This window comes from Gottfriedia sp. NPDC058432, assembly GCF_042721555.1.
GTDB lineage: Bacteria > Bacillota > Bacilli > Bacillales > Bacillaceae_G > Gottfriedia.
The window spans coordinates 1-25,063 of record NZ_JBHXLC010000042.1; the positions used below are offsets into that span (position 1 = coordinate 1).

Annotated in this window: 27 protein-coding genes; 6 read left to right on the plus strand and 21 right to left on the minus strand. The window is 31.5% G+C overall.

All coding sequences use genetic code 11. From position 1 onward, the window contains the following. Positions 1-297 precede the first annotated feature (297 nt). The 8 genes from ACFWM3_RS23975 to ACFWM3_RS24010 all read right to left on the minus strand — a co-directional run bounded on the left by ACFWM3_RS23975 (position 298) and on the right by ACFWM3_RS24010 (position 11,681). Positions 298-2,082, minus strand: a complete 1,785-nt coding sequence (locus ACFWM3_RS23975; protein ID WP_390313214.1) for an ABC transporter ATP-binding protein — start codon at positions 2,080-2,082, stop codon at positions 298-300. 1 nt (position 2,083) lies between these two features. Beyond that, a complete protein-coding gene (locus tag ACFWM3_RS23980; RefSeq protein ID WP_390313216.1) occupies positions 2,084-3,835 on the minus strand; it encodes an ABC transporter transmembrane domain-containing protein in 1,752 nt (583 codons plus the stop codon). A gap of 536 nt (positions 3,836-4,371) precedes the next feature. Then, positions 4,372-5,931 carry an FIMAH domain-containing protein gene (locus tag ACFWM3_RS23985; RefSeq protein ID WP_390313217.1) on the minus strand — a complete coding sequence of 520 codons (1,560 nt, stop codon included), beginning with the start codon at positions 5,929-5,931 and terminating at the stop codon, positions 4,372-4,374. A gap of 1,523 nt (positions 5,932-7,454) precedes the next feature. After that, positions 7,455-7,667, minus strand: coding sequence for a YneF family protein (locus tag ACFWM3_RS23990; RefSeq protein WP_056476721.1), 213 nt, complete (start codon positions 7,665-7,667; stop codon positions 7,455-7,457). A gap of 86 nt (positions 7,668-7,753) precedes the next feature. Further along, entirely contained in the window at positions 7,754-8,191 is a 438-nt protein-coding gene (sirA, locus tag ACFWM3_RS23995; RefSeq protein WP_056476717.1) for a sporulation inhibitor of replication protein SirA, read from the minus strand. Between the two features lie 191 nt (positions 8,192-8,382). Beyond that, a complete protein-coding gene (gene tkt / locus ACFWM3_RS24000) occupies positions 8,383-10,386 on the minus strand; it encodes a transketolase (protein ID WP_056476710.1) in 2,004 nt (667 codons plus the stop codon). 187 nt (positions 10,387-10,573) lie between these two features. Next, positions 10,574-10,813, minus strand: coding sequence for a DUF896 domain-containing protein (locus tag ACFWM3_RS24005; protein ID WP_390313219.1), 240 nt, complete (start codon positions 10,811-10,813; stop codon positions 10,574-10,576). A gap of 211 nt (positions 10,814-11,024) precedes the next feature. Then, positions 11,025-11,681 (minus strand): YneB family resolvase-like protein, encoded by a 657-nt coding sequence (locus ACFWM3_RS24010; protein WP_390313221.1) that lies wholly within the window; start codon positions 11,679-11,681, stop codon positions 11,025-11,027. A 140-nt stretch (positions 11,682-11,821) separates the two neighbouring features. Here ACFWM3_RS24010 and lexA point away from each other — a divergent pair, with 140 nt between their 5' ends. Continuing rightward, positions 11,822-12,469: a transcriptional repressor LexA gene (lexA, locus tag ACFWM3_RS24015; RefSeq protein ID WP_056476647.1), complete on the plus strand. Its 648-nt coding sequence runs from the start codon at positions 11,822-11,824 to the stop codon at positions 12,467-12,469. Positions 12,470-12,565: 96 nt separating this feature from the next. Further along, positions 12,566-13,192, plus strand: coding sequence for a GyrI-like domain-containing protein (locus tag ACFWM3_RS24020; RefSeq protein WP_056476643.1), 627 nt, complete (start codon positions 12,566-12,568; stop codon positions 13,190-13,192). 85 nt (positions 13,193-13,277) lie between these two features. Here ACFWM3_RS24020 and ACFWM3_RS24025 read toward each other — a convergent pair whose 3' ends face one another. The 3 genes from ACFWM3_RS24025 to ACFWM3_RS24035 all read right to left on the minus strand — a co-directional run bounded on the left by ACFWM3_RS24025 (position 13,278) and on the right by ACFWM3_RS24035 (position 15,256). Then, positions 13,278-13,718, minus strand: coding sequence for a hypothetical protein (locus ACFWM3_RS24025; RefSeq protein ID WP_390313222.1), 441 nt, complete (start codon positions 13,716-13,718; stop codon positions 13,278-13,280). Positions 13,719-14,059: 341 nt separating this feature from the next. After that, positions 14,060-14,476 carry a GNAT family N-acetyltransferase gene (locus ACFWM3_RS24030; RefSeq protein WP_390313223.1) on the minus strand — a complete coding sequence of 139 codons (417 nt, stop codon included), beginning with the start codon at positions 14,474-14,476 and terminating at the stop codon, positions 14,060-14,062. A gap of 138 nt (positions 14,477-14,614) precedes the next feature. After that, the gene (locus tag ACFWM3_RS24035; protein WP_056476634.1) at positions 14,615-15,256 is read right to left on the minus strand and encodes a glucosaminidase domain-containing protein; all 642 of its coding nucleotides are present in this window, start codon (positions 15,254-15,256) and stop codon (positions 14,615-14,617) included. 198 nt (positions 15,257-15,454) lie between these two features. Here ACFWM3_RS24035 and ACFWM3_RS24040 point away from each other — a divergent pair, with 198 nt between their 5' ends. After that, a complete protein-coding gene (locus ACFWM3_RS24040) occupies positions 15,455-15,790 on the plus strand; it encodes a L,D-transpeptidase (protein ID WP_056476631.1) in 336 nt (111 codons plus the stop codon). 139 nt (positions 15,791-15,929) lie between these two features. Here ACFWM3_RS24040 and ACFWM3_RS24045 read toward each other — a convergent pair whose 3' ends face one another. Further along, complete coding sequence (locus ACFWM3_RS24045) at positions 15,930-17,315, minus strand: sensor histidine kinase (RefSeq protein WP_390313224.1); 1,386 nt, start codon at positions 17,313-17,315, stop codon at positions 15,930-15,932. Next, positions 17,312-17,956, minus strand: a complete 645-nt coding sequence (locus tag ACFWM3_RS24050) for a response regulator transcription factor (RefSeq protein WP_390313236.1) — start codon at positions 17,954-17,956, stop codon at positions 17,312-17,314. The genes ACFWM3_RS24045 and ACFWM3_RS24050 overlap by 4 nt, the downstream gene beginning before the upstream one ends. Positions 17,957-18,129: 173 nt before the next feature. Here ACFWM3_RS24050 and ACFWM3_RS24055 point away from each other — a divergent pair, with 173 nt between their 5' ends. Beyond that, on the plus strand, positions 18,130-18,999 hold the full coding sequence (locus ACFWM3_RS24055) for a metallophosphoesterase (protein ID WP_390313226.1): 870 nt from the start codon (positions 18,130-18,132) through the stop codon (positions 18,997-18,999). 119 nt (positions 19,000-19,118) lie between these two features. Here the strand turns inward: ACFWM3_RS24055 and ACFWM3_RS24060 are convergent, their stop codons facing one another. Further along, positions 19,119-19,430 (minus strand): hypothetical protein, encoded by a 312-nt coding sequence (locus ACFWM3_RS24060; RefSeq protein WP_056476620.1) that lies wholly within the window; start codon positions 19,428-19,430, stop codon positions 19,119-19,121. Between the two features lie 150 nt (positions 19,431-19,580). On the opposite strand from ACFWM3_RS24060, the gene ACFWM3_RS24065 reads away from it, so the two are divergent. Next, on the plus strand, positions 19,581-20,072 hold the full coding sequence (locus tag ACFWM3_RS24065) for an FUSC family protein (RefSeq protein WP_056476617.1): 492 nt from the start codon (positions 19,581-19,583) through the stop codon (positions 20,070-20,072). Positions 20,073-20,191: 119 nt separating this feature from the next. On the opposite strand, the gene ACFWM3_RS24070 is transcribed toward ACFWM3_RS24065, so the two are convergent. The 4 genes from ACFWM3_RS24070 to ACFWM3_RS24085 form a co-directional block, all read right to left on the minus strand. Continuing rightward, positions 20,192-20,575 carry a glyoxalase superfamily protein gene (locus tag ACFWM3_RS24070; protein ID WP_390313227.1) on the minus strand — a complete coding sequence of 128 codons (384 nt, stop codon included), beginning with the start codon at positions 20,573-20,575 and terminating at the stop codon, positions 20,192-20,194. 49 nt (positions 20,576-20,624) lie between these two features. After that, on the minus strand, positions 20,625-21,143 hold the full coding sequence (locus ACFWM3_RS24075; RefSeq protein ID WP_390313229.1) for a nucleotidyltransferase domain-containing protein: 519 nt from the start codon (positions 21,141-21,143) through the stop codon (positions 20,625-20,627). A 135-nt stretch (positions 21,144-21,278) separates the two neighbouring features. Further along, positions 21,279-21,536: an STAS domain-containing protein gene (locus tag ACFWM3_RS24080; protein ID WP_390313230.1), complete on the minus strand. Its 258-nt coding sequence runs from the start codon at positions 21,534-21,536 to the stop codon at positions 21,279-21,281. A 321-nt stretch (positions 21,537-21,857) separates the two neighbouring features. Next, positions 21,858-22,142 carry a PspC domain-containing protein gene (locus tag ACFWM3_RS24085; RefSeq protein WP_056476609.1) on the minus strand — a complete coding sequence of 95 codons (285 nt, stop codon included), beginning with the start codon at positions 22,140-22,142 and terminating at the stop codon, positions 21,858-21,860. Positions 22,143-22,670: 528 nt separating this feature from the next. Here ACFWM3_RS24085 and ACFWM3_RS24090 point away from each other — a divergent pair. After that, complete coding sequence (locus ACFWM3_RS24090; protein ID WP_390313231.1) at positions 22,671-23,438, plus strand: divergent polysaccharide deacetylase family protein; 768 nt, start codon at positions 22,671-22,673, stop codon at positions 23,436-23,438. 17 nt (positions 23,439-23,455) lie between these two features. On the opposite strand, the gene ACFWM3_RS24095 is transcribed toward ACFWM3_RS24090, so the two are convergent. The 3 genes from ACFWM3_RS24095 to ACFWM3_RS24105 form a co-directional block, all read right to left on the minus strand. Next, positions 23,456-24,007: an AAA family ATPase gene (locus tag ACFWM3_RS24095; protein WP_390313233.1), complete on the minus strand. Its 552-nt coding sequence runs from the start codon at positions 24,005-24,007 to the stop codon at positions 23,456-23,458. A gap of 170 nt (positions 24,008-24,177) precedes the next feature. After that, positions 24,178-24,549, minus strand: coding sequence for an iron chaperone (locus ACFWM3_RS24100; protein WP_390313234.1), 372 nt, complete (start codon positions 24,547-24,549; stop codon positions 24,178-24,180). A gap of 150 nt (positions 24,550-24,699) precedes the next feature. After that, positions 24,700-24,975, minus strand: coding sequence for a DUF4190 domain-containing protein (locus tag ACFWM3_RS24105; protein WP_056476595.1), 276 nt, complete (start codon positions 24,973-24,975; stop codon positions 24,700-24,702). Between the last annotated feature and the right edge of the window lie 88 nt (positions 24,976-25,063).

A 25,063-nucleotide genomic window follows, 5' to 3' on the forward strand; every position in this document is an offset into this window, starting at 1 on the left:
TATTAAGTTTTTAATATTAATTATTTCATCTAATCAAATTTTAATTATTATAAAATAATTATTTTTAAATTTTATAGTATATTTCAGTAAAATTCCCCACTTAAGTTAGTACTATCTAAAATACATATGTTAATCAGTGATTACTAGAATAATATTAGGCATCAAACTAATGACAACCGCATTTGATCTATTAATCAGTACTTTATGGTTTTATTAATTATGAGTTAATTTTTATTAATATCCTTTTGAATATAGTTCCAAATAAAAAAGTAGCTAGAAAATCCAGCTACTTTTTTATTACTCGGCCAATAATAACGACCCTTTATTTTGTAATAGATACATATTATAGTATAATCCTTGTTTTGCAAGAAGCTGTTGATGGTTACCTTCTTCTACGATTTTTCCTTTGTGCAATACATATATGCAATCAACATCTTGAATTGTTGATAAACGATGAGCGATGATAACCGTAGTTCTACCTTTTCTCATCTCAGTTAAAGCTTCTTGAATTGCTTCTTCTGTTTCACTATCAATATTTGCAGTTGCTTCATCTAAAATAAGAATAGTAGGTTTAGCTGCGATCGTTCTAGCAAACGTGATTAATTGGCGCTGACCACTTGATAATGTTGAACCTCTTTCAACAACTGCCTCATCATAACCATTTGGTAATTTTTCAATAAATTCATTCGCTCTTACTAATTCGGATGCTTCTTTAATTTCGCTCTCAGTTATTTTGTTATTATACATAGATATATTCCCTTTTATATCTCCAACAAATAAATAAGGATCTTGTAAAACTAATCCGATATTAGAACGTAATTCACTTTCTTCAAATGTTGATAGTTTTTGTTCATCAATCTGAATTTCTCCGTCTTTCACATCGTAAAAACGTAATAATAAATTCATAATTGTTGACTTACCACTTCCTGTATGACCTACAAAGGCCACCGATTGACCAGGTTTAACTGAAAATGAAATATCATGAATTACATTATGCACCCCGTCATATGCAAATGTAACATTTTTAAAATCAATACTTCCTTCTTTTACTTTTGGTAAGTCAGTTCCTACTTTAGTAGGCGCTTTTTGTTCTTCATCCATTAAGTCAAATACTCTAGATGAAGATACGACAGCTTGCTGTAATAAAGATAATTTCATCATCATTTGCGTGATTGGTTCAAAAAATCTTTCTAAATAACTTACAAATGCATAGACTGTACCAATCTCAACTGGATTACTAAAAGGAGTAATTCCAAAGAAGCTAAGAACAAACATTATACCAATTGTATAAATTAAATCTGTTGCTGGTCTTAAAAACAGAGAATCTAATCGTATTGTTTTTACACCTGCATTATAGTGAGATTTATTAACTCCCTCAAATTCATCTTGTAATCTTTTTTGTTGGTTAAATGCTTGTATGATGGACATACCTTGTAAGTGTTCATTCAATTTAGCATTTAAATTACTTAATTGCCCTCTAGTTTCCATAAAAAATGGAAAACTCTTTTTTCGATAGGTTAATATAATAAAATAAACAATTACAACTAACCCTACACAAATCGTTGCTAATTTAGCGTCTAATGAGTACATCGCAATAATGATTCCTACTAAAAAGACAATTTGCTGGATAAAAGTTGCCAGCACACTAACATAAAAATCTTTTATAGCTTCTGTATCATTTGTAATTCTTGATACAATACTTCCAATTGGCGTTTTATCAAAAAACGAAAATGCTAATGAATGTACATGCTCATAAACTTTCATTCTTATATCTTGAACAACTTTAAAAGCAATTTGTTGAAACATTAAAAGCTGTAAATATGATAACACAATTTTTCCGAGTGTTATTGCAACATAAATAGAAAATAACGTTATGATTGTATCTTTTGGAAAATACCTCTTCATTAAATGATCATCTAGAAATCTTTTAACTAAAATTGGACCATACATTTCACATGCTGTTGCAAGGAATAAGAAAATAAATGCAAAAGTCAGTAAAGCTTTATATTTTTTTAGAAATGAAAGAAGACGTATTAAATCTTTTTTCTGCCTTGAAGCATCGATTTCAATCTCCTGATTCATTTTATCTCCCTCCTTGCTCTACTAGTTCTTCTAGTTGTTGTCTTTCAAACATTTCTTTGTACCAACCATCAATTTGAACTAATTCGTCATGTTTACCTCGTTGAATAATTCTTCCTTCGTCTAAAACGATGATTAAATCACTATGCATGACTGCACTCATACGATGAGAAGTAATAAATGTTGTTTTTCCACTTCTTTCATCCTTTAAAGAGTGTAATATTTTTTCCTCTGTTTTCGCATCCACTGCAGATAAACAGTCGTCTAATATTAAAATATTAGGGTTTTTAATTAAAGATCTAGCGATTGAAATTCTTTGTTTCTGACCACCGGATAATGAGACTCCTCTTTCTCCTACAATCGTGTCGTAGCCTAACGGGAATTCTAAAATATCTGCATGAATATTAGCAATCTCGCCAGCTTTATATACTGTTTCGATTGAAGAATCAATTTGACTAAATGCAATATTTTCCTTAACTGATGAAGAAAATAAGAAATGTTCTTGAGGTACATAACCAATATGTGATCTAAGAGATAATAAAGTTGTATCTTTAATATCTAAATCGCCAACTGAAATACTCCCGTTAACTACTTCATATTCTCTCAATAAAAGTTTTAAAAGAGTTGTTTTTCCTTGACCAGTTTTACCAACTATTCCAATTGTTTGACCTTCTTGAACATTAAAATAAATGTCCTTTAATTCAAAATTTGATTCTTGATTAAACTTAAATGAATCAATTGAATAAGTTATTTCACCCATCGGAAGTTTTTCTAATGCATTTTTTTTATTTTGAATTTCAGGTTCAACACTCAATAAAGAACGTATTCGATCATAAGAAGCACGACCTCTTTCGACAATATTAAATAACCATCCAATTGCAAGCATTGGCCAAATTAATATTCCTAAATAAGTAACAAATGTAATTAATTGCCCAACAGTAATATCATCTGCAATAACTAATCGAGAACCATAAACAACCGCAATAATATAGCAAATCGAAACGACTAACATGATTGTTGGATCAAAAAGTGCATCTATTCTAGCAACTCTCATATTGTATTTCACTACTAAATCTGCTTGGTTTTTAAAAGCGTTTACATCTTCTTTTGTTTGACCTAAACTTCTAATAACCTTTAAACCACTCATACTTTCTTGAACTTTATTATTTAATTCTGAAAATGATTCTTGTGCTAAATGAAAACGTTGATGTAATAATTTACCATAATACTGAGTCAAAATAGCCATAACAGGTAATGGCAATAGACTAATAAGCGTTAACTTCCAACTTATTGATACTGCCATCATAATTAATACGGATCCACCTAAAATAATAGAATCAACAAAAGTTAAGATCCCTGCCCCTGCTGTCTCGCGTACTGCTTGAACATCGTTTGTTGCGTGAGCCATTAAATCTCCAATTCTATTTTTTTGATAAAACGATGGAGACATTTTTGAAAAATGATTATATAAATCATCTCTAAGCTGTCTAGCTAATTTTAAAGAAGAACCAAATATTAATCTCCTCCACCAATATCGAAATGCATAAAGAAGTAACCCATTAATAAAAATTAAACCTACCCAAAAAAGTAAGTTTTTACTATTAAGTGAGTTTTTTATCATTTCATCAATTACATAACCAATAACTTTCGGAGGTAGTAGCTCTAAAATTGCAACGATTACTAAAAGAGATATTCCCCATACATAGCTTCTTTTTTCTTGTTTGAAAAACCAAAACAAATCTTTAAAAACTGACATTCCTTCACCCCCGCAATGCTGATTAACTAATTTTAAAATATTTAGAAAACTCAAAACAATGTTCATTATAACATAAAGTTTAAATGTTTTTTAATAATTTGCTCATTTAAAAAGGTTGTTAATTTTCGGGATATCCCAAAGATATGCAACTCAATAAAGATTAACCGGAATGAAAATTGAAACAATTATACATAATAATCAAAACGTTCTAAAGAAAATAGTTTATTACTGAACTTGAATAGAAAAATAAAGGATGAAATTGATAAATTTTAAAAAAACAATTAATGGTTGTTCTCTCTAGAGTTCTAAATAGTTCGTATTCATTAAAGGCTTCGATCATTAATCGGAGCCTTTTAATTATGTTAATTTAACACACAAAAACCACTTTCCATTGTTTCATTATCCAATAGAAAGTGGTTTCACTTTTACTTATTATTTTATGAACTAAATGTTTTCACATTTTTTATGAAGGATTCATACTTTAGTGTTCTTCCATTCTCTGGCACAGTTAATCTACCCTGAACAGTAAATCAAATCTATTGCCAAACCTCAATCATTGCATCGGCGTTCGCTTTTAAATTATTGTACGCTTTTGCAGAAACCTTTTTCGAAGCATTTTCATTATCTAGAAAACCTTTAAAATCATTAATATGTTTGACAACCTTATCCGCAGAGCCTTTCTTTTCAAATTGTTCTACTGAATTCAAATGTGCCTTCAATGATTGCGCAGATCCTGCTTTGAAAGCTCCCGCGTTATCAAAGCTATCGATTATAGAACTTACACTTGTTGCATTTAGATTGTTCAGCACAAGATTGTTATCGGTAGCGCTTTCATTTGAGTCTGTTTCTGAAGTTGCCGTAAAGTTAATATTGGCCGGAGCTGTCATACCTTTAGGGATTTTCACGTAAACAGGTACATCAACTGTTTTACCCGGTTCAACTGCTACAACTTTGTTTTCAAGTTGAACTGTCCAATTATCACCTGCAGAAGCGTTAACACGAATAAGATCCTTTGCTTCACCAGTATTAGTAACATTAAAATGATAAACTGCCACTTTGCCCGCTACAGCCGGTTGTATAGTGCCAGCGCTTACATTTACCCCGCGTTTATAGGCACCTGAGCCCTCCGTGTTACGTACGGCAACCTCGTAATGTAGTACACCTTCATTGCCTTTGTACTTCCCTAAAATATAGAATTGTAGTTTATTGTATGGATCGATGTACTCACTGACAACATCGTCTTTGCTAATAGAACCATCGAATTTACCGCCAACCAAACTTGCCCCATTCCCTGCATGGAATAAAGAATCCAGGGCTTGACGTGGGTCACCTTTTGTAACCGATACTGTTGTACCGTCAGGCTTTGTAAAGTCCTTCAGTCTGATATCTTCTGGATGTGAATCAACTGGCCAAATGAACGGTGCAGTTTCTGCATTTTTCGTTTTTGAAATCAATACACCTGAATCGGCCGCAAAGGAATCCGCACCAACTCGGTCTACAACTTCTAGAGTGTAGTTATTGTACTTAGCGTTGTTTACGTTACCGATCATATCGTTACGCCAGTCACCGCTTAGGTAATTGCTTGGTGTTAAATCGCTCATACTGATGTTGATTCCGTGAAGTCCAGTTCGACCAAATTTACTGCCAATTGGTACTTCGCGCGCGATAATATCCGCAAACACAGGTCCAGATTCTTTTAATTCATCACGGTTGAGCTGCAGGACTTCATCATTGGATAGGAATCCCTGTTTCATTTTATTTCGAAGCGTATGTGGTGCTGGTAACGAAGAACCAAGAGTTGCGGGAATCATCCAGCGTGTATGCGTTCCACCTGGACCATTAAATGACCCACGACTCATCGTTTCCCAATAACCCGAGTAGGTTCGAGGGTCTAGAGCTGCATTATTATAGTTATCGCCCAGTCCCTTAAGGTGACCAAATTCATGAGCAAATGTTGACATGCCATCACTTTCACCTTGAATCGAAACACGAATCGATTTGCCATTTAATGTTGCACTCGATGCAGCAGACCAAATAGATTTTGCTGCAAACCATGAAGTCCAAGGTACATAACGAGTTTTTGCCCAGTTTAGCATATTCTCAAATCCAGTTAAATTCTTCGGTGGCCCAAATTCAGCAGGCACCGAGTTCTGATTCATAAACTTCATTTCTCCCAGTTCTTGCCAAACGGTTGATTCATCATAGCCAGCATGTACAATGAACGCAAAGTCATAGTTTTTTCCTGATGCGACTATGTCTGCTGTTGCTGCATTTATACCATCCTGGAAGAGATTCCCTGTTTTATAATTACCTGGCAGTGAACCAGGATTAAAACTGTCAAGACCATATTGAAATTCGTATTTATCCAAGCGATAAGGACCGTAAGAATCAAGGGTTACGCCCCATTTTCCATATGAGTTCTCTTTCCAAAAGCCATCGATTGTCTGATAATGATTTAGCTCACTTGGAACATTCAAGTAATTTGTCCAAAATTCCCCGAGTTTTTCGCGAGGAACGGCATTGACTTGAGGATTACCGATAGGATCTTTCCCCTTAGGCAAGGTCAAAATAAAATCCTGACCTGGAAAATCGACCAAGATCAAAGCTCCTTTAAGGTTTGATTCCGGTTGAATACTCTTATCAGTACTCCAATTTACACCAGGGACTGGTTTATAATCATTCCAGGTCATATCGTCTGGATTCACCCATGACTGAGGATCCACTGGTCCGGGCATTTTATCAAGCCCTGGCTCAGCAGCGAATGCGGATGTTGAATACATCGAAATCATTAAAGTGGTCGATAATGCAGCAATCTTATTTCTACGCTTCAAAATGATTCTCCTCTCATTTGTACACTATAATTTATGTAGCTTTCGTTTTTGAATTTGCCCTATCGATTATGTAAAGTTATCATTTCTTTTTTTTGCTTCTATATCGTCACCTCCTGAATCAAGCTAAAAGCCTACTTGTATCCCCCTTTCATGCAATTTACTAATTAATAGAATTCATTGCTAGTTTACGAGAATTTATAAAATGATAAAAAACTATAAAATATTTAATAATTTATTAACAATTCTAAGCTTTTAATAATGAGTATTTTGACAAATTTTGAAAATACCGCAAACTTTTTTATCGACTTTCTCTTTCATATAACTTGTTAAATAGTTAGAAATCGACGTATTAAACAATTTTATTCCGAAGTAATTGTCAACTGTTTATGGATTTTGACATGTTCTGTATAAAAATATTTGTTCTAAAAAAACATACGAATGTATTAATGATTAAAGAATTGCAAGATAAACAGAATTCTTCTAAATACAAAATTTAAGAAAAAGATATAAAAAAACACCAACTTTTCGCGAAAGTCGGTGTTTAAATTTTAATTTTTCCCTTTAACTTCTTTTGGTAATCACAAAAATTTTCTCTAAAAACATAAAAAACCACTTGCCCATTGGTTAATTCCAACAGAATAAGTGGTTTTAGATTGTAAAATGATTCATGATTTAAATAATTACAAATTCTTGATGTAGGATTCACTTAAAAGAGCTGCTTCCAGAAAGAATATGTTCAATATTTATTTCAAAACAAGCTATAAAGCCTTATATTTTAAAAGGATTTATTATTTTGTTTGGTTGTTCATAGCCTTCATCATTTGGTTAATTTTCTTTTGTGAAGGTTTTTGTCCCATTTGAGCCATCATTACTTTTAACATTTGTTCATTAATTGGTGGATTTTTCTTTAAGTAGTTCATTGTATATTGACGAGCTATGAAAAATCCAATCGCTACACCTGCAATTAATGCTAAGATGCCGACTAGAAAGTATACCCACATTTTATTGCTTCCTCCTTAAAATCATCTAGAAACAATTTTACTAAAACTAACCAGTTTATACAAGAGCAAACTGCAATTTAATCGTTTTAAATATACTTTTGATAGGCGATAGGTCTTAGCCAGCCAAATCGCTGATCCTTCACATCTATTGCAATGAATGTTGAACGAAATTTTCTTAATAGCTCAAAGAATATTGTTTCTGCCTCTAATGATCCTTCTGCATATAAAATAAGTTCGTGAGGATAAAGTTTTAGCTGAGCTTTTGCACCATCAACAAGTTCGAGAAGATACTCTCCAGTTTCCTCATAAAAGTAGATCTGTTGAGAATCAAATTTGCGAATAAATGTATGTAGCTCGAATAATGGTATTGGTTCTGTTATATATTCTAATTGTTTTTCGATTATTTTCCTTAGTTCAATCGATGAATAATAATACTCATATACTAGTTGATATATTTTATGCTCTTTTCCATAAAATTCTATAGACAGTGGTTCTCGAATTAAAAAAATTTTATATTCCCTCATATCTTGTCCACTCCCAACAACTATCTGTAAGGAAGATTATATAAAATTCCATTCAAAATATTTGTCATTTTTAAGGAGTGAAAATCAACTAGTTTTGTCGAAAAATCTTTAATAAAGCATTATATTGAAAAAAGGTTTAGGAAATAGGAAAAGAATTTAAAATTCTTTCCCTACTTTTCCCATCTTTACCTTTATTGTAATACTTTTTTTGCTGCTGAAACGACATGATCAACAGTAAATCCGAATTTTTCCATTAATAAGTTACCTGGAGCAGATGCACCAAATGTATCGATTGAAATTACTTCTCCATCGAATCCTACATATTTATGCCAGCCGAATGAAGAACCCATTTCTACTGCTACTCTTTTCGTAACTTCTTTTGGTAATACTGATTGTTTATATTCTGCAGATTGCTTTTCAAATAAGTCCATTGAAGGCATCGAAACAACCGATGCAGAAATTCCTTCTGCCGCTAATTTTTCTTGTGCTCCAACTGCTAATTGTACTTCACTACCTGCTGCAATTAATACAACATCGATTTTATCTTGTTTCGCAGGAGAAAGAACGTAAGCTCCTTTTGAAACTTTATTATAAATATCAGTAGTAGTACCCTCTAAAGTAGGTAAATCTTGACGAGACAAAACTAACATTGTAGGAGCATCTTTAGCTTCTACTGCCACTTTCCATGCTGCAGAACTTTCATTTCCGTCTGCTGGACGAATTACATTAAGATTAGGCATTGATCTGAATGCTGCTAGTTGCTCAACTGGTTCATGAGTAGGTCCGTCTTCACCAACTGCGATACTATCATGTGTAAATACATAAGTAACAGGTAAATTCATTAAAGCAGCTAAGCGAATTGCTGGTTTTAAGTAATCAGAGAAAACAAAGAATGTTGCGCCAAACGCATGAACTCCACCATGTAGAGCCATACCATTTAATGCTGCACCCATTGCAAATTCACGTACACCGAACCAAATATTTCGTCCATCGTAGCTTTCTCTCGTAAAGTCACCTTTACCATTCATATACGTTTTATTAGATCCAGCTAAGTCTGCAGACCCACCAAAGAAACTAGGTAATACGTTTGCGATAGCGTTAATTGCTTCACCTGAAGATGAACGAGACGCAATTTTTTTACCTACTTCATATTTAGGTAATGCTGTTTCTAAATCTACAGTAATCTTACCTTCAATCGCATTCTTTAATTGAGCTGCTAATTCAGGATATTTTTCTTCGTATTTAGCAAAAGTAGCATTCCACTCAGCTTCTTTCTTTTCCCCAGCTTCAACAATTACTTTATTAAAATGTGCATACACTTCTTCTGGTACGTAGAATGCATTTTCATAACCCCAAGCATACGCTTGTTTCGTTAAAATCGTTTCTTCTTTTCCTAATGGCTCACCATGAGATTTTGATTTACCAGATTTATTCGGAGAACCGTAACCGATTGTTGTTTTCACTTCAATTAGAGTTGGTTTTGATAATTCTTCTTGTGCTTTTTGGATCGCTGCAGTAATTTCATCTAAGTTATTTCCATCTTCTACTCGAATAACTTGCCATCCATAAGCTTTAAAGCGGTCTTCTACGCTTTCAGAGAATGAGCGATTTAATTCTCCGTCTAATGAAATATCATTTGAATCATAAAGAACTACTAAGCGTCCTAATTGTAAATGTCCCGCTAATGAAGCTGCCTCTGCTGAAACACCTTCCATTAAATCTCCATCACCACAAATTGAGTATGTAAAGTGGTCAACTACATTTAAGTCTTCTTTATTATATGTACCTGCTAAATGACGCTCTGCTAAAGCCATCCCAACAGCCATCGCAATACCTTGTCCTAATGGACCTGTTGTAGCTTCAACACCATGTGTATGTCCATATTCAGGATGTCCTGGAGTGTTGCTACCCCATTGACGGAAGTTTTTAATATCTTCAATCGAAACTTCGTAGCCTGATAAATGTAACATGCTATATAGTAACATTGAACCATGGCCTGCTGATAACACAAATCGGTCTCTGTTAAACCATTTTGAATTTTTTGGGTTATGATTCATAAATTTTGCAAACAATGCATATGCCATCGGTGCAGCGCCCATTGGCATTCCTGGGTGACCAGAATTTGATTTCTCGATTGCATCAATTGATAATGTACGAATTGTATTAATTGCTAATTGTTCAATATTATTAGACATAAATTTCGCTCCTTTAGCTTATTCATAGATATTATCATATAATTTACCATGATTTATTACAATAACTAACACTTAGTTTTGACATTTTTAACAAATTCTTTCCAAGAAATAGAAAAAAGCAGAATATTCTTCTGCTTTTATTTGTTATTATTTACAAAATATGAAATTTTATATTGTTAAATCTTTTTTAATGTAAATTTCTTTTACGCATTGCTTTTTCATATTTTAACTTTGCAGGAGTAATATCATTCCCTTTTTCATCAACAATTTTAAGTGAAGTTAATTCATCCATCATTCGAGAACGGAAATCTGCTAAATATTCTTTTCTTAATTGATCTTGTTCAGCTTTCTCTTCAGGATTTAACCCTGCTTCTTTTGCTTTTTTTGATAATTCATTTATTCTATCTAAAGTTTTTTTAGTAACCATTAGTAACCTCTCCTTTATTTATATCTTAGCTATTCATTGTTAGTTCCATCACTTTTATAATCAGACGATTAAATAGATGTCTTTCTTGACAAAAAGTCTGACGAAAAGCGGAGTAAAGAGCACTCCCTTAGCAGGCTATGCATCCAAGAAATCGATCGTTAGTTAGAGTCTGATATTCTATTCAATGTATCTCATCTTACAATAAATTGCATTAGCTTTCAATATTGGAGATTTCTTTCATATGTTCATTATACCTTCTATTGACAGTTGCTTTTGAAACGTTATATCCAAATCCTTTTAAGGTAGCTGCAATTTCTTCAAATGTTAGGTCGTTTTGACGTAATCTTACAATTTCGGAAATCGGTAATTCCAACTTATCTCTACCACCTGCGTTTACACTACCTTCTAAGTTTTTTTGAGGCTTATACCCGTTTTCAACCGCCTTTCTCATACCTCTTTTTATTTTCATATTATGAATTTTCCGTTGATATTCCTCTACAACACTTAAAATTTCTAAAACCATTTCATCGCTTTCACTTAGTTGAAATTGTCCATTTTGAGAAGAAGTAAATAATTTTATCCCTTCCCTTTTTAAAAAATGTAATAAAGCGATTCTTGCATGACCTCTTCCTAATCGTGTTTCATCTTGTATTAATAAAGCATCAACTTGGTGCTCTTTTATAATTTGAAATAGCTGAAAAAGCCCTTCTCTTTCTACTTCATATCCACTAGCCTGTTCGCCTATTGTTTCTAGAATACACATTCCCATCCGCTCACCTAATTCGGTTAGTTCACTCATTTGTCTATTTAATGATGTTTCTTGTGAATCCTTTGCTGTACTTACTCTCGCGTAAATGATTGCATTCATTAACTGTTCCCTCCATACGAACATGAAAACTACTTTAATAAAAAATAGAACTAACGTTTGTATATCATATCCTATCATGATATAATGAAAAAAATAAAGAGGAACGTATTATCTACTTTATAGGCAAGGGGGAAATTCAAATGAACAAACTATCGAAAAGGCAAGCAGAAATTTTAGCTTATATTAAAGACGAAGTAAAAATTAAAGGTTATCCACCTTCAGTTCGAGAGATTGCTGAGGCTGTTGGTTTAGCTTCAAGCTCTACAGTGCATGGTCATTTAGAGAGACTAGAACAAAAAGGCTATATTCGAAGAGACCCTACGAAACCGCGTGCAATCGAGATTCTTGGCGATACAGCTACGGTTGTGAATGAAGTACAAGCATCATACTCTGAAATCTATAACGATATTATTAACATTCCTGTAATCGGTAAAGTAACTGCCGGGATTCCAATTACTGCAGTCGAAAACGTAGAAGAATATTTCCCTTTACCGACTTCTGTTGCTCCATCTAACGAACAAGTTTTTATGTTACGTGTAGAAGGAGATAGTATGATCAATGCTGGTATTATGAATGGCGATCTTGTAATCGTTAAAAAACAATTCACTGCTGAAAATGGAGAAATTGTAGTTGCCATGACTGAAGATAGTGAAGCTACCGTAAAGCGCTTCTATAAAGAAAGCGACCATTTTAGACTTCAACCCGAAAATGATGCTCTGTTTCCAATTTTATTAAAACAAGTATCAATTTTAGGAAAAGTAATAGGAGTTTATCGTACATATCATTAAACCTTTTAAGAGCAATGACATATTTATGTGATTGCTTTTTATTTTTAATAAGCATATTCAAACTACACTAACTTATAATTTAAGGGAGTTTTTTTAGTGAGTAAACTCGAGTGGAGAAAAAGTTTAAAAGAAATTTATTTACCAAAAAGTAAGCCTAGTAAAATTAATATACCAGCCTTTAAATATATAACGATTGAAGGCAAAGGGAATCCTAATAATGAATTATTTAAAGAAAATGTAGAAGCACTTTATTCTTTAGCATATGCAATTAAAATGTTGCCTAAAAAAGGGATAGTTCCAGAAGGTTACTTTGATTACACAGTCTTCCCTCTTGAAGGAGTATGGGATTTAGATGAAGAAGGCCGAAAACTAGACTATTTAAACAAAGAACATCTTCTATATAAATTAATGATTAGACAACCTGACTTTGTTACAGAAGATTTAACATACATCATTTTAGATCAACTTAAACAAAAAAAGAAAAATCCACTGTTAGCAAACGTAAAACTCGAATCGATTACTGAAGGCTTATGTGTCCAAACCATGCATATCGGAAGTTATGATGACGAACCACGAACTTTTAAATTAATGGAAGAGTTCTGCACGGAGAATAATCTACAAAGAGTTCAAAAAACACATAAGGAAATCTATATTTCTGATGCAAGAAAAACTCAACCTGATAAATTGAAAACTGTTTTAAGGTTTCAAGTGGAAGAGCGATAGACAAAACTAAAAGAGCTTGGATTTTCCAAGCTCTAGACTTACAATTAGTTACCTGTAACATATCACTTTTAAATTAAACAGTTTATCATTCACTATAACTTTCAAAACACTTCTCTAAATCATCTCTAAATGCAATTGCTAAATAATTATCGATTATATTTCTAGTAATAGGTGATTGAAATACTTGACTCTTATATGCCCCACCATCATATTCAATTATATCAATCTTATTTTCAACCTGTTCATTTTGCACTTCATCAAAATATTTAATACTAACTACTACTCCAGAGTCATCAATCGTAATTAATAACTCTCTTTGATTTAATAAGACCTCAATCAAACTATCTTTATCAATCATAATATCAAATTCACCATTCGAAACTTCAATTTCCTTTTTTAAAGTCTCCTTTAAATCTACAAAATAAGATTCAAATTTTTCACACATCTTACTGTATGCCATATTTTCTGTAACAGTTTCTTTATATATTGCTTTTGTTTTTAAGATGAATTCCCTTTTAAAATCCATATTTCCACTCCTTGTAATGATATAATTGGAGCATTTATATATTATTACTATTCATCATGCATTGAAAAATAGAATAACAGGAAGAATGTATTTAAATTTTTTTTAAATTGATTAGCCTAAAGTAACAGACTAATTATTCTGTCAGGACTTCTTACACACTTTTTCTTAATTATTGTAAATAATATTACACTTTTTAAATTAATCTATGAAATGATTATAAGATTGAGAATCAGATGAGATTACATTTGAATTGAAGATGGGTAATTGGAAGTGGTTAATGATATTTGGGGTAATAAAATTATTTTTATTCTTGTTTAAAAAATTAATGCGGAAAATATCGTTTAATCTATTAATTTAACATAAATAATTTCAGGATCCCCTTCATCCAAATTATCGATAAGTCCACTTTCAATATATCCTAAAGATTGAAATACTTTTTGCATTTGGATATTTGATTTATTTGTAGATGAAAATAATTTCTTTTCTGAAAAAACTTCAACATATTTCATGAGATTTTTTGCTATACCAAGCCTCCTCATGTTTGGTGAAACAATTATTAAATCAATAAATAAATGGCCAAAGAAAAATTTATGATAAATCATAAAACCTACTATACTTCCATTCAATTTACAAACTATGCATCGATTTTCTTCAATTGATAGTTTAATTTGATTTTCCCTCATTCTGCTTCCAATAATTTGTGAATCCAGAATTACGACTGATTCACAATCATTCAGATCCGCATTTCTAATTTCCACTTTCGTTCTCCTTTTCTAATGATAGTTATAGTTAACCTTTTCTATAAAATACTTTCAAACCCTTTTATGTATTATGGTTAATGTTAATAAACCTGTATTTGAAATCATACAGGTTCACTTAATAAAAAATTCAATATTTTATAGATTTGTTGGATTGAAAAGTTTCCCCCATGTTTTTACCCCAACAATTCCATCTACTACTAAATCATTTTTTCTTTGAAACTCTTTAACTGCATTTTCAGTTAGGATACCGAAAATTCCATCCACTTTAACGCCTATTTTTTCTTGAATTTTCTTTACTTGTACTCCCCTCGAACCTTTTTTTAAGACTCCCTTATAAGGATATAACTCAATTTGAATAATCCTTTTATATAATCCATTTTTAATATTTGCATTATTTACCGAGATGAGCACATCTGCATAATTAGGATCTACTGCCCATCCTGCTGCAGCAATTGCTTTAAATTGCTCATTAGCAGTTTTGTAAGTTTTCACTTCACTGTATCGTGGATTACTTAAAATAAAATCAACATAGCCCTGAACTGGATCATTATATTTTATATAATATCCACCTTCATTTTTAGGTCTAGCAGTTCCTCTACTACTAAGTGGTAAACCTGGATACCACGTTTGACCTGCAATATTGTTATTTTTCTTAAAATTTTTAGACGTAAAATGTGCTGTTTCTACTTGCCATTGAGTATAAATCACTTCAGTTAACCAGCCAATTTTTTTTGAAACTTCTTGGGCATATTGAAAATATTTAATTGTATTAGACACTATAGACTAATCCTCTCCTTAAAATGCTTGTCCTATAGAGTATTCATATGCTCCAATCTTGGTACTAAGGAATTAGTAGAAAAGTAATCGAATCCGTCTATTTTTTCTATTTAAAAATTCATATATTCTATTACCCTTCTTGTATTTAACAACTATTAAAGTTTCTTCATACGATAGTTAAAAACTGGAGTTGATAAAATGACTAATTGGATCTACATTTCTACATCAAACCGCCAGCTAAAACTTTTCGACGGAAACACTCTGCTTAAAACTTACCCAATTGGTGTAGGAAAAATGCTTACTCCTACTCCTACAGGAACTTATACAATTATTAATAAAGATCCAAATCCTGGTGGACCTTTTGGGGTACTATGGATGGGACTTTCCGCTCCACATTACGGAATTCATGGAACTGATAATCCTGCAACAATTGGTCACTTTGTTTCACATGGTTGTATTCGAATGTTCAATAAGGATGTACTTGAATTATCTTCGATGGTTCCAATAGGCACAGGTGTCGTTATTCATCAATAAATGAAAAAACCACGAGAAGTTCTTATCTTGTAAGTTTTCATAGATTAAGCGGCACTTCTATTAAAATAAATTTCCATTCTCTTAAAAATGGTTTATGGCTTGCCTGTTACAACTAAGAAGAAAATTAAAAACCCTTACTCTACTGTAAGGGTTTTGGAAAATGAATTGAAAATTGAATATTTCCATCTATTAATTTCACATCATGTTTTAACTGATGACGGTTTAAAATCGATTTTACAATTGCTAGACCTAAGCCTGTTCCTGTTAAATGTTTATTTCGGGAAGCCTCCATAACATAAAACGGTTCCCAGATTTGCTTAATTTGAGTGGAATTTTTAAGATTTGTTTCATTTTTAATGATGAATACAATTTCCTCATTTTCCTCGTAAATCTTAATGGTTATTACCGGATTTTTTGTATATTTAATTGCATTACTAATTAAATTATTAAATACTTTCTCAATTTGGTCCCGATCTACTTCAATATTAAGTTGATTCTTTTTAATATATTCTTTTTTTATGATTATATTATTTTGGTTCAATTCGATTTCGAAGTTTTCCAAGCTAGAATCAAAAAGCTGAATTAAGTCAAATTGTTCTATATGGAATATTTCACGTTCAATTCTTGATAACTCTAATAATTTATCGATTAAACGGTTTATTTGATCTGTTTGTTTAATGATTGTATCAACATAGGTTCCGTCATCTATACCGTCTTTAATGCCTGCAGAATAAGCTTTGATTAGAGCTAGGGGAGTTTTAAGTTCATGAGAAATATCTGAAATAAACGTTTTTAAATTAGCATTCCGCTGATTTAAATCATCATGGGCAATCCTCAATTTGTCACTCATTTCGTTTATACTTTTAGCAAGTTCTTCGATTTCATCATTTGTTGAAATTTTTGCCTTTTTAAATTCTAATTGAGCAATTTCTTTTGAAATATCTTTTAACTCTTTCAATGGATCTGTTATTTTTTTTGACCAAATCCAAACCATTAAAATCAGCATTAAAATCAAGAAAATCATAATATAAAAGGTAAACTTATTTACGATTTGAACAGCATCACTTAAATAAACAATCGAGACACCAACTACAATAAATACATGATCCTTTTGAATAAAATCGACTAAAAAACTAGATTTCAACTTACCTTGATCGTAGATTTTACTAATTCTTTTACCACTTTTAACTTGATTTAATGTTTCTTCTGTAACCCAAAATTTATTTAACGTTACCCTTTTTTGATATAAATTATCTTTTAATAATCCATTAAACTCGTCTAAATTGGACTGTATTGGTTCATAAGCGATTGTTACATTATTTTTTTGTTCCAATTGATTAATTGATTGTTTAAACTCAGCCATTGGCATCTTGTTTATCGCTGTTGAAAGGTCATGCACTCTATTTTTCATCTGAAATAAGTAATATTTAGGTAATAAATATGAATTGATAATTAGATAAAAAATAAAAACAAAAAGAATACATACGGTAATTGCTATCGATATTTTACTTCCTAATCGGTTCATTTTTCTTTTCTAAGACTATATCCTAAACCTCGATGTGTTTGAATAAGATCTTCTCCTATTTTTTCTCTTAATCTTCTTATATGGGTATCCACCGTTCGATCATCTCCATCATAATCAATACCCCATACATTAACTAACAAATCCTCACGTGACAATATGTTTCCTCGATTACGAACAAAACAGCTTAATAAATCAAATTCTTTTTTCGTTAATTTTAAATTCTCCTCGTTTTTAAATGCAATTTTACCTTTAAAATCTACTTTTATATTATCAATTACAATAAGATGGTCCTCTTTTAGTAATTTTTTAGCTCTAGTTATCAGGACACCCGGATGAAATGGCTTTCTTACATAATCGTCAGCCCCTAGTTTTAGAGCTTGTAATTCGTCCTCATCATCACTTTTAGCTGTAAGCATTAATACTTTTGATTCACCGTTTTTCTTTATTTCTTTACACACATTAATCCCGCTATTATAAGGCATCATCCAATCTAAAATAGCTAAATCAATTTTTTCGCTATAAAAAATTTCGAGGGCTCGTTCTCCGTCTTCTGCTAAGAAAACGGTATATCCTTCCTTTTTGAAATATGCCTGTAAGATCTTTAACATATCTTTTTCATCATCAGCGATTAGAATATTGATTTTTAATTCCTCCGTTCAATTATGTAATTTTGTCACGTTCATGTAACAAAGGTAGCTTAAACTGATTTCGAGGAGTGATAATTTGAGAATCATTGAAATTTTAATCAGTGCTCTATTTATTTTATTTGCAATCTTAATTGTATCAATTCATTCATAAAAGGCAGGTTATAGACATGAAATATACCATATTTAGAAGGATCGTTAGAAGATTAATAGTTTTTACTTTGATATTATTAATTTTCCCTATTATTTTATATAGTTATTCAAAAAGTATCGAACCAAAAATGTTGGATGTAAATCAAATAACGATCACATCAAATTCCGTTTCAAAGCAGATGGAAGGATTGAAAATTGTTCAATTTAGTGATAGCCATCTAGGTGCTCATTATACATTAAAGCAATTAAATAAAGTTGTCGATCAAATTAATAAACAAAACCCTGATTTAATTGTGTTTACTGGTGATTTAATTGATAATAGCGCTTTATACAATAAATTAGATCAAATCCCTGCAGTACTTCAACAATTAAAAGCAAAAAATGGTAAATATGCTATTTACGGTAATCATGATGTTGGTGGAGCAGGCAAGAAAATCTCATCATCTGTTTTCATAAAATCTGGTTTTACAGTTTTAGAAAATGAACAGAAAGTAATCGACTTAAAAGATCATAGTAAACTAAATATTATTGGTTTGGATGACTATCTTTTAGGAAGACCAAATCCAGCTAAAGCATTTAAAAATATACAAAAAAACGCTTTTAATCTCTTACTAGTTCATGAACCCGATGTGGCAGCACGCCTAAAAGAGTATCCGATTGACTTACAACTCTCTGGCCATAGTCATGGTGGACAAGTAAAACTTCCATTTCACGAAGCAATTTATACTCCACCATTAGCAACCATTTATACTGAAGGTTTATATAAAATAAATGATCATAAAAAACCTTTGAACTTATACGTTAATCGGGGTATAGGAACAACAAGGCTTCCGTTTCGATTTTTTAGTGTTCCAGAAATTTCAGTTTTCACTTTAAAAAGTAATTGATAAAACCCGCAAGGAAATATGAAATCCTTGCGGGTACATTAGAATCAATCTTTATCAAAAGTTAGTCAAACAAGTTCACAAGTTTCTCCTCATATACAAATCACGTTGTATTGAAGATTTTAGGACATAGGACTAAAATCTTTCCAAATTGTTACTGATAATAGTTCATGAGTAATGTCCTTACTAAACCAAGTTTCATTCCATTCAACCTGGCTTCTTTCAAACCTCGTTCGTTCTTCATATTCTTCTATAGTTCTATATTTAATAAATAAGTTGATGTAATAATATTGCTCATCTTCTCTTTGCATAAAATTCATTCCAATATTTGATGGCTCTGAATGAAATTTTGAATGTGCTGACTTTTTTAATCTTGATTTAAAATCCTCTAAAAACTTCTTTTCAAACTTATATTCAAATAAGACGGTAATCATTGTTTCAACCCATTTCTATTATTAGTTGTCCATTAGCTAAACACTATTATAAGTATTCAATTTCTTAATTATTCTTACCAACCACTCATACATATAAGATTTAATTTGAGAGGATAATATAAAAAATAGAAATTTCTATAAGAGGTGCTTATGGAAGAAACACAATCACTGAACTCATCTGAAAATATTACTAGTCTTATTTGGAAACTATCAATAGGTTCTACATTAGCATGGGAAATCTCAAATTTTTTTGGTTCCTCACATCCATACTTAGGTCCAGTTTCTCTTATACTTACTATTCAATCGACAATGGACAAAACAATTAATTTATCAATCAAGCGAGTAATTGGAACAATGATTGGAATCGGTATTACTGTAATAATCGCGAGTTATCTAAAAGTCACTGGATGGAACTTAGGACTTTTAATTCTGATTGGTACATATATTGCTAAATTTTTAAAATTAGACAAAAAAGTACTTCACCAGGTCGCTCTCACAATTCTATTTGTCTTTGCATTTGAACACCAATCAAAGGATTATGCGATGGATCGAATGAGGGATACGCTTGTAGGTGTCTTGACTGCTGGATTAATACAGGTCATTTGGTCTTCTCTCATCTCAAGAAAAAAAGAATTGAAATAGTACAAATACTTGCCTGATTTGTTTATTTTCAATTTTTAAGAGGATTAATTAAGAATACTACGTATTTCAATCCTCTTTATTTTTCAGATTATTCTTTCACGATACTGCACAATAAAATTTCAGTCTCTCATGTTCTCATAGAAGACAATTCTATTACCAAACGGATCTCCAACCCGAACCTCTCGTGTTTTCCAAGGAGTTTCTTCAATTCCTGGTCGAGCATATTTATATTTCTTTGCTAGTAGCTTTGAATGAAGTAACTCTAAATTTTCTACTTCAATTCTAATAGTTGCACCTGGGCTACAATCCCCATGGTGTTCAGAAAGATGAATTACACAATTGTTATAAGAAATTTGCATATACAAAGGTAAATCGTCTTCAAATCGATGCTCCCAATCAATCTTAAATTCTAAAAATGTTATGTAGAATTCTTTTGCCTTATCTTCATCAAACATACGTAGAATAGGTGTAGGACTTTTCATAGAAATTTTCGATGTATTCATTTCTCTTCTCTCCTTTTCTTTTAAAACTACTACCTATTAAGAAGTTCATTTAACTTATTGCATCAATAATTCCTTGAATTACCTTCATACTCTCAATGTCTTTTGGACGAAGCTTTCGTCCCGTACCTTTTTCATAAACCTTTTTTTCTTCAAGTAATTGGTATGGGTTCAGGACATTAATTGATATACCTTTTAAATTATACTTTTGAATTGGCAATGCATCATTTCTCCATTCCCAGTCTGGAAAACCATTCGCTATGATTTTACCTTCTTCTGAAATTTTAACAAATACAAAACTCACATCGATTTCGTCTTTTATGAAATCTGTTTGGAGCATACTGACTGGATTTTTCTTAAAACCAGCTTTAACCATTGCCTGTTCTAACTCATCCCTGTATTGAATTAAAGAGACTAAATCAATATCCGAGTGTTCGCGAGTCACTTTTCCAAGCAGAAAATCAATTGCCCACCCTCCCCGTAGCCAGATATGAAATTTTAGATTTAAACAAATAGTATTTATATCACTGAGGATCTTTAACTGTTTCTCAACCTTATTGGAATTGTCCAATTTCACCACACCTTTTATATGTATCTATTTATTAGTTTCTTCCTCGTTGGTTTTGGCACCTTCTAGAACTTAAAATAACCAGTGTGTAAACAAATTCCAAATTAAAAAAGCTTCTTCAATCGAAGAAGCCTTTACTTAATGTCCAATATTTTGGTTTATGCCATTTGGTTTATTAAATACAGCTATTGAATCAACTATAGATTCGCTTGCTGCATTTAAACCAATGATGGTAGTTTTTATTTCATTTTCATGAAATTTAATCACAATTTTATCAATAGCTGATACACCAGATTCGTCCCATATATGAGCTTTTGATAAATCAATCTCGACTGTTTTTACTTCATCTTTAAAATTAAAAGCTTCAACAAAATCTGTGACAGATGCAAAGAACATTGACCTTCTACTTTATACACTCGCTTATTTTCCTCAGGTTGAGAAGTTACTTTTACTTTCGATGTTTTCGCTGCAAAGAAAACAGCACTTAATAAAATTCCAATTATAACACCAATGGCTAAAAAATTATGATTTAACATTAATAACAGATTGTCCAATCATTGCACATCCAGCCATTCCCCCAAATAACCAATACACTTGAGGATATTAAACGAGAAAATTGGATTAGTAAATCTACGCTATATCGTTATTTAGAAAATTAAAAATGACCTTTGAGTAAGGTCATTTTAGTTTTTGTAGATGAATATTTTTTGAGTTAGTTCATAAATAACCCAAGTTTGATAAAATTACGAATACAATTACTGTAAATACAAAAGCAAGTATCACAGTTTTAAATCGACTCTTCTTTCTAACATTTTCAACATAGTAAAAATCATCATTTCCCATCAGCGCTCCTAAAACTAGATAGACTAAAAGAGATACTGGCAAAAATAAGAATACCAATCTTACAAGAATTGATGGAATCAAAAGAGCTTCTGCAATACCTCCACATACACCTAAAAATACATAATCTGTATTCGATTTATATAGTCTATTTCTATTCATGATTTCCCTCTTTTAAAATTCATTTTTACCATCTAAATTTTAAAAAACAAGTTCATTTGAGCATATTACTCACTTATTTATCAACTTCTTCACATTCTCATTCGGACTCCAACAATTAAATTTATAGTTCGTCATCGTTTCAAATCCCAACCTACTACAATAATATTTCATACCTTTCACTTGTTTCTCTGCTTTAAAATGCTGACACGTTGCACAGCAATGGAAATCTTTCATAGGACCTCCTAAAATGAAAACAAAACTTTGAATTAATTACATTTCCCAATAGAATTAAAGTTCTTATTTAACGAGCAAATTTACAATTGAATTAAAAAAGTGAGTAGCAACAGGTTACCCTTATTACTTTCTACCTCTAATTTTAATTGAATTTTCAATTTATTAATTGAGTACAAAATCTCATTTACTTTTGTATTTATACATTTGAGTATCTTTTCAATATTTTACGGTTAATTTCTTCATAAACACAGAAAATAGTAGAGCATAGTAATTAATGGAAAAGGAGATTTACCGATGAAGCTTTGGATTACTTCTATTTTCTCTATATTAGTAGCTCTATCTACTACCTGCTCTTCAGTATATGCTGAACCTAATCATAAGCTTGCAATAGTGATTGATGATTTTGGTAATAACATGAAAGGAACGGACCAAATGCTTTCACTACCGATCCCATTAACAGTTGCCGTGATGCCTTTTTTACCATCTACTAAAAAGGATGCAACTGTTGCTCATTCTAAAGGATATGAAGTCATTGTTCATTTACCAATGGAACCAAGGAAAGGGAAAGCAAGTTGGTTAGGACCTAATGCAATTAAGACCAACTTAAGTGATGAAGAAATTCGAAGAAGAGTCCTAGCCGCTATTGATGACGTCCCATACGCAATCGGAGTAAATAACCATATGGGTTCAAAAGCAACTTCCGATGAGAGAGTAATGCGCATTGTCTTAACTGCTTGTAAAGAAAGGGGCCTATTTTTTTTCGATAGTAAAACGAATTATCGAAGCGTAGTTACTAAAATTGCAGATGAAATAGGCGTGCCGGTCATTGAAAACAAGTTATTTTTCGATGATTTATACACATATAAGCATATAGAAAAGCAGACTCGACTACTATTAGAAAAAGTAAGAGTAGAACCAACTATGATTGCGATTGGACATGTGGGAGAACCAGGCGAAATTACTTCAAATTTAATAAAGGAATATATACCCAAAATTAAAGAAGAAGCTAATTTTGTATTTTTATCAGAATTAGTAGAAAACTTGCCAATCCCATTACATTAAGAAAAAATTAGGAACCGCTATTTTGCGATTCCTATATTTTTTGATCTGTATTCCTTAAAGTAATCCTCAACCTCGTTAATATTATTAACGACCAATATTTTATCATTGTAATCTTTAAACTTTTTAAAGAATTTTGGCTTCCCCACTTCTTCAAAATACTTATTCCATTTAAACATTTTGAAGAATATTTTAAGTGTCGGTTTATAATTTGACTTCTCTAATCTAAGTTTTTGTAAGAAATACCTTTTAATGATTCGATAGGTTCTAACAGAATAGCTAGTATCTAAAAAAATAATCAACTCTGCATTTTTAAAACTATTACCTACCCATTCTTCATTATGAACACCTTCCATAATCCACGTATCCGAACGAATGAGTGTATTTAAATAGCATTCTCTTTCTTGTTTTGAACGCCTAATATCTTTATGACCTTTTTGCCTTTTCCATACAACATTATCTAACTCATAATAAGGTATATTTAGCTTTTTGGACATTTGCCTGGCTAATGTCGTCTTACCACTTCCAACTGAACCAATGATATGTATTTTCTTTGGTATGTTATTTCTCACTTAAATCACCACTTATCTTAAAACATCGATTCTATATTATTCGATTAAGTACTTAAAATGACCTTGTTTAAACTTAAATAAAAAATAGGAGCTGAATGAATCAGTTCCTATTTTTATTTAATCGTTCCGCTATTAAATTTAATCTTTAACTAGTTACTAAACAATGTTCATTATTTACGCCAAAAAGTCGTTAATTCAGATTTATCTTGAATATTGAACTCAATCATTTTCTGAAGCAATTCATAATTGACTGGGACTTTCCAAGGAATACGAAACAAACCTTTTGTAGCACTATAGCCAGCCTCAGCAATTTCATCGGCAAAGTGCTCAATACCTTTTTCTTCTGGTGATACACTCATATGTTGCTTCGCAGTCGAAATGCCAATGATAAATGTACCATGATTGGAAAACATAGGCGTATTCCACTTAATTTGCGGCTCTAGGCTAGGAAATTTATTCGAAATCCAATCCAAAATTTCAGCAGTTCGTTCACGGTGGTCTGGATGATCAATACCCGCTAAATATTCTGCTAAAACTACCATGTCGGTCCCTCCTCAATCAAAAATTATTTAAGTATGTAAGACTTTAATTTAAACTATATACATATAATCCAAAACAGTCAAAAATCACTTCAAAGTTTTATCATTATTAGATTTCTCTACTTTAAAAACCCTTGTTCTACTATGATCTTATTAAAAAGTCATATTATCATTCATTGAAAAAAAAGTTATAATTCCTAAAACTAAAATGATAATCAAAATTGTCTGTATGCATATCCCAACAATACTGCAAACCTTTCCCGAAATTGCTAGGCCTTTCCCTTTTTCATTCGAATGATTAATTTCGGCAATACTTTTTCTAGAAATAAAAAGACCTATGATACCAAGTATGAACCCAATATAAGGAATGATTATCGATAATACGCCTAAAGTTAATGAAGAAATAGATTTACTATTCGTTGTCACCACATCAAAACCCCCATGAATTTAAAAATATAAATTAAATAACTTATGAATTAATTCTAAAAAAATGTATAAATACACTATTATATATAAT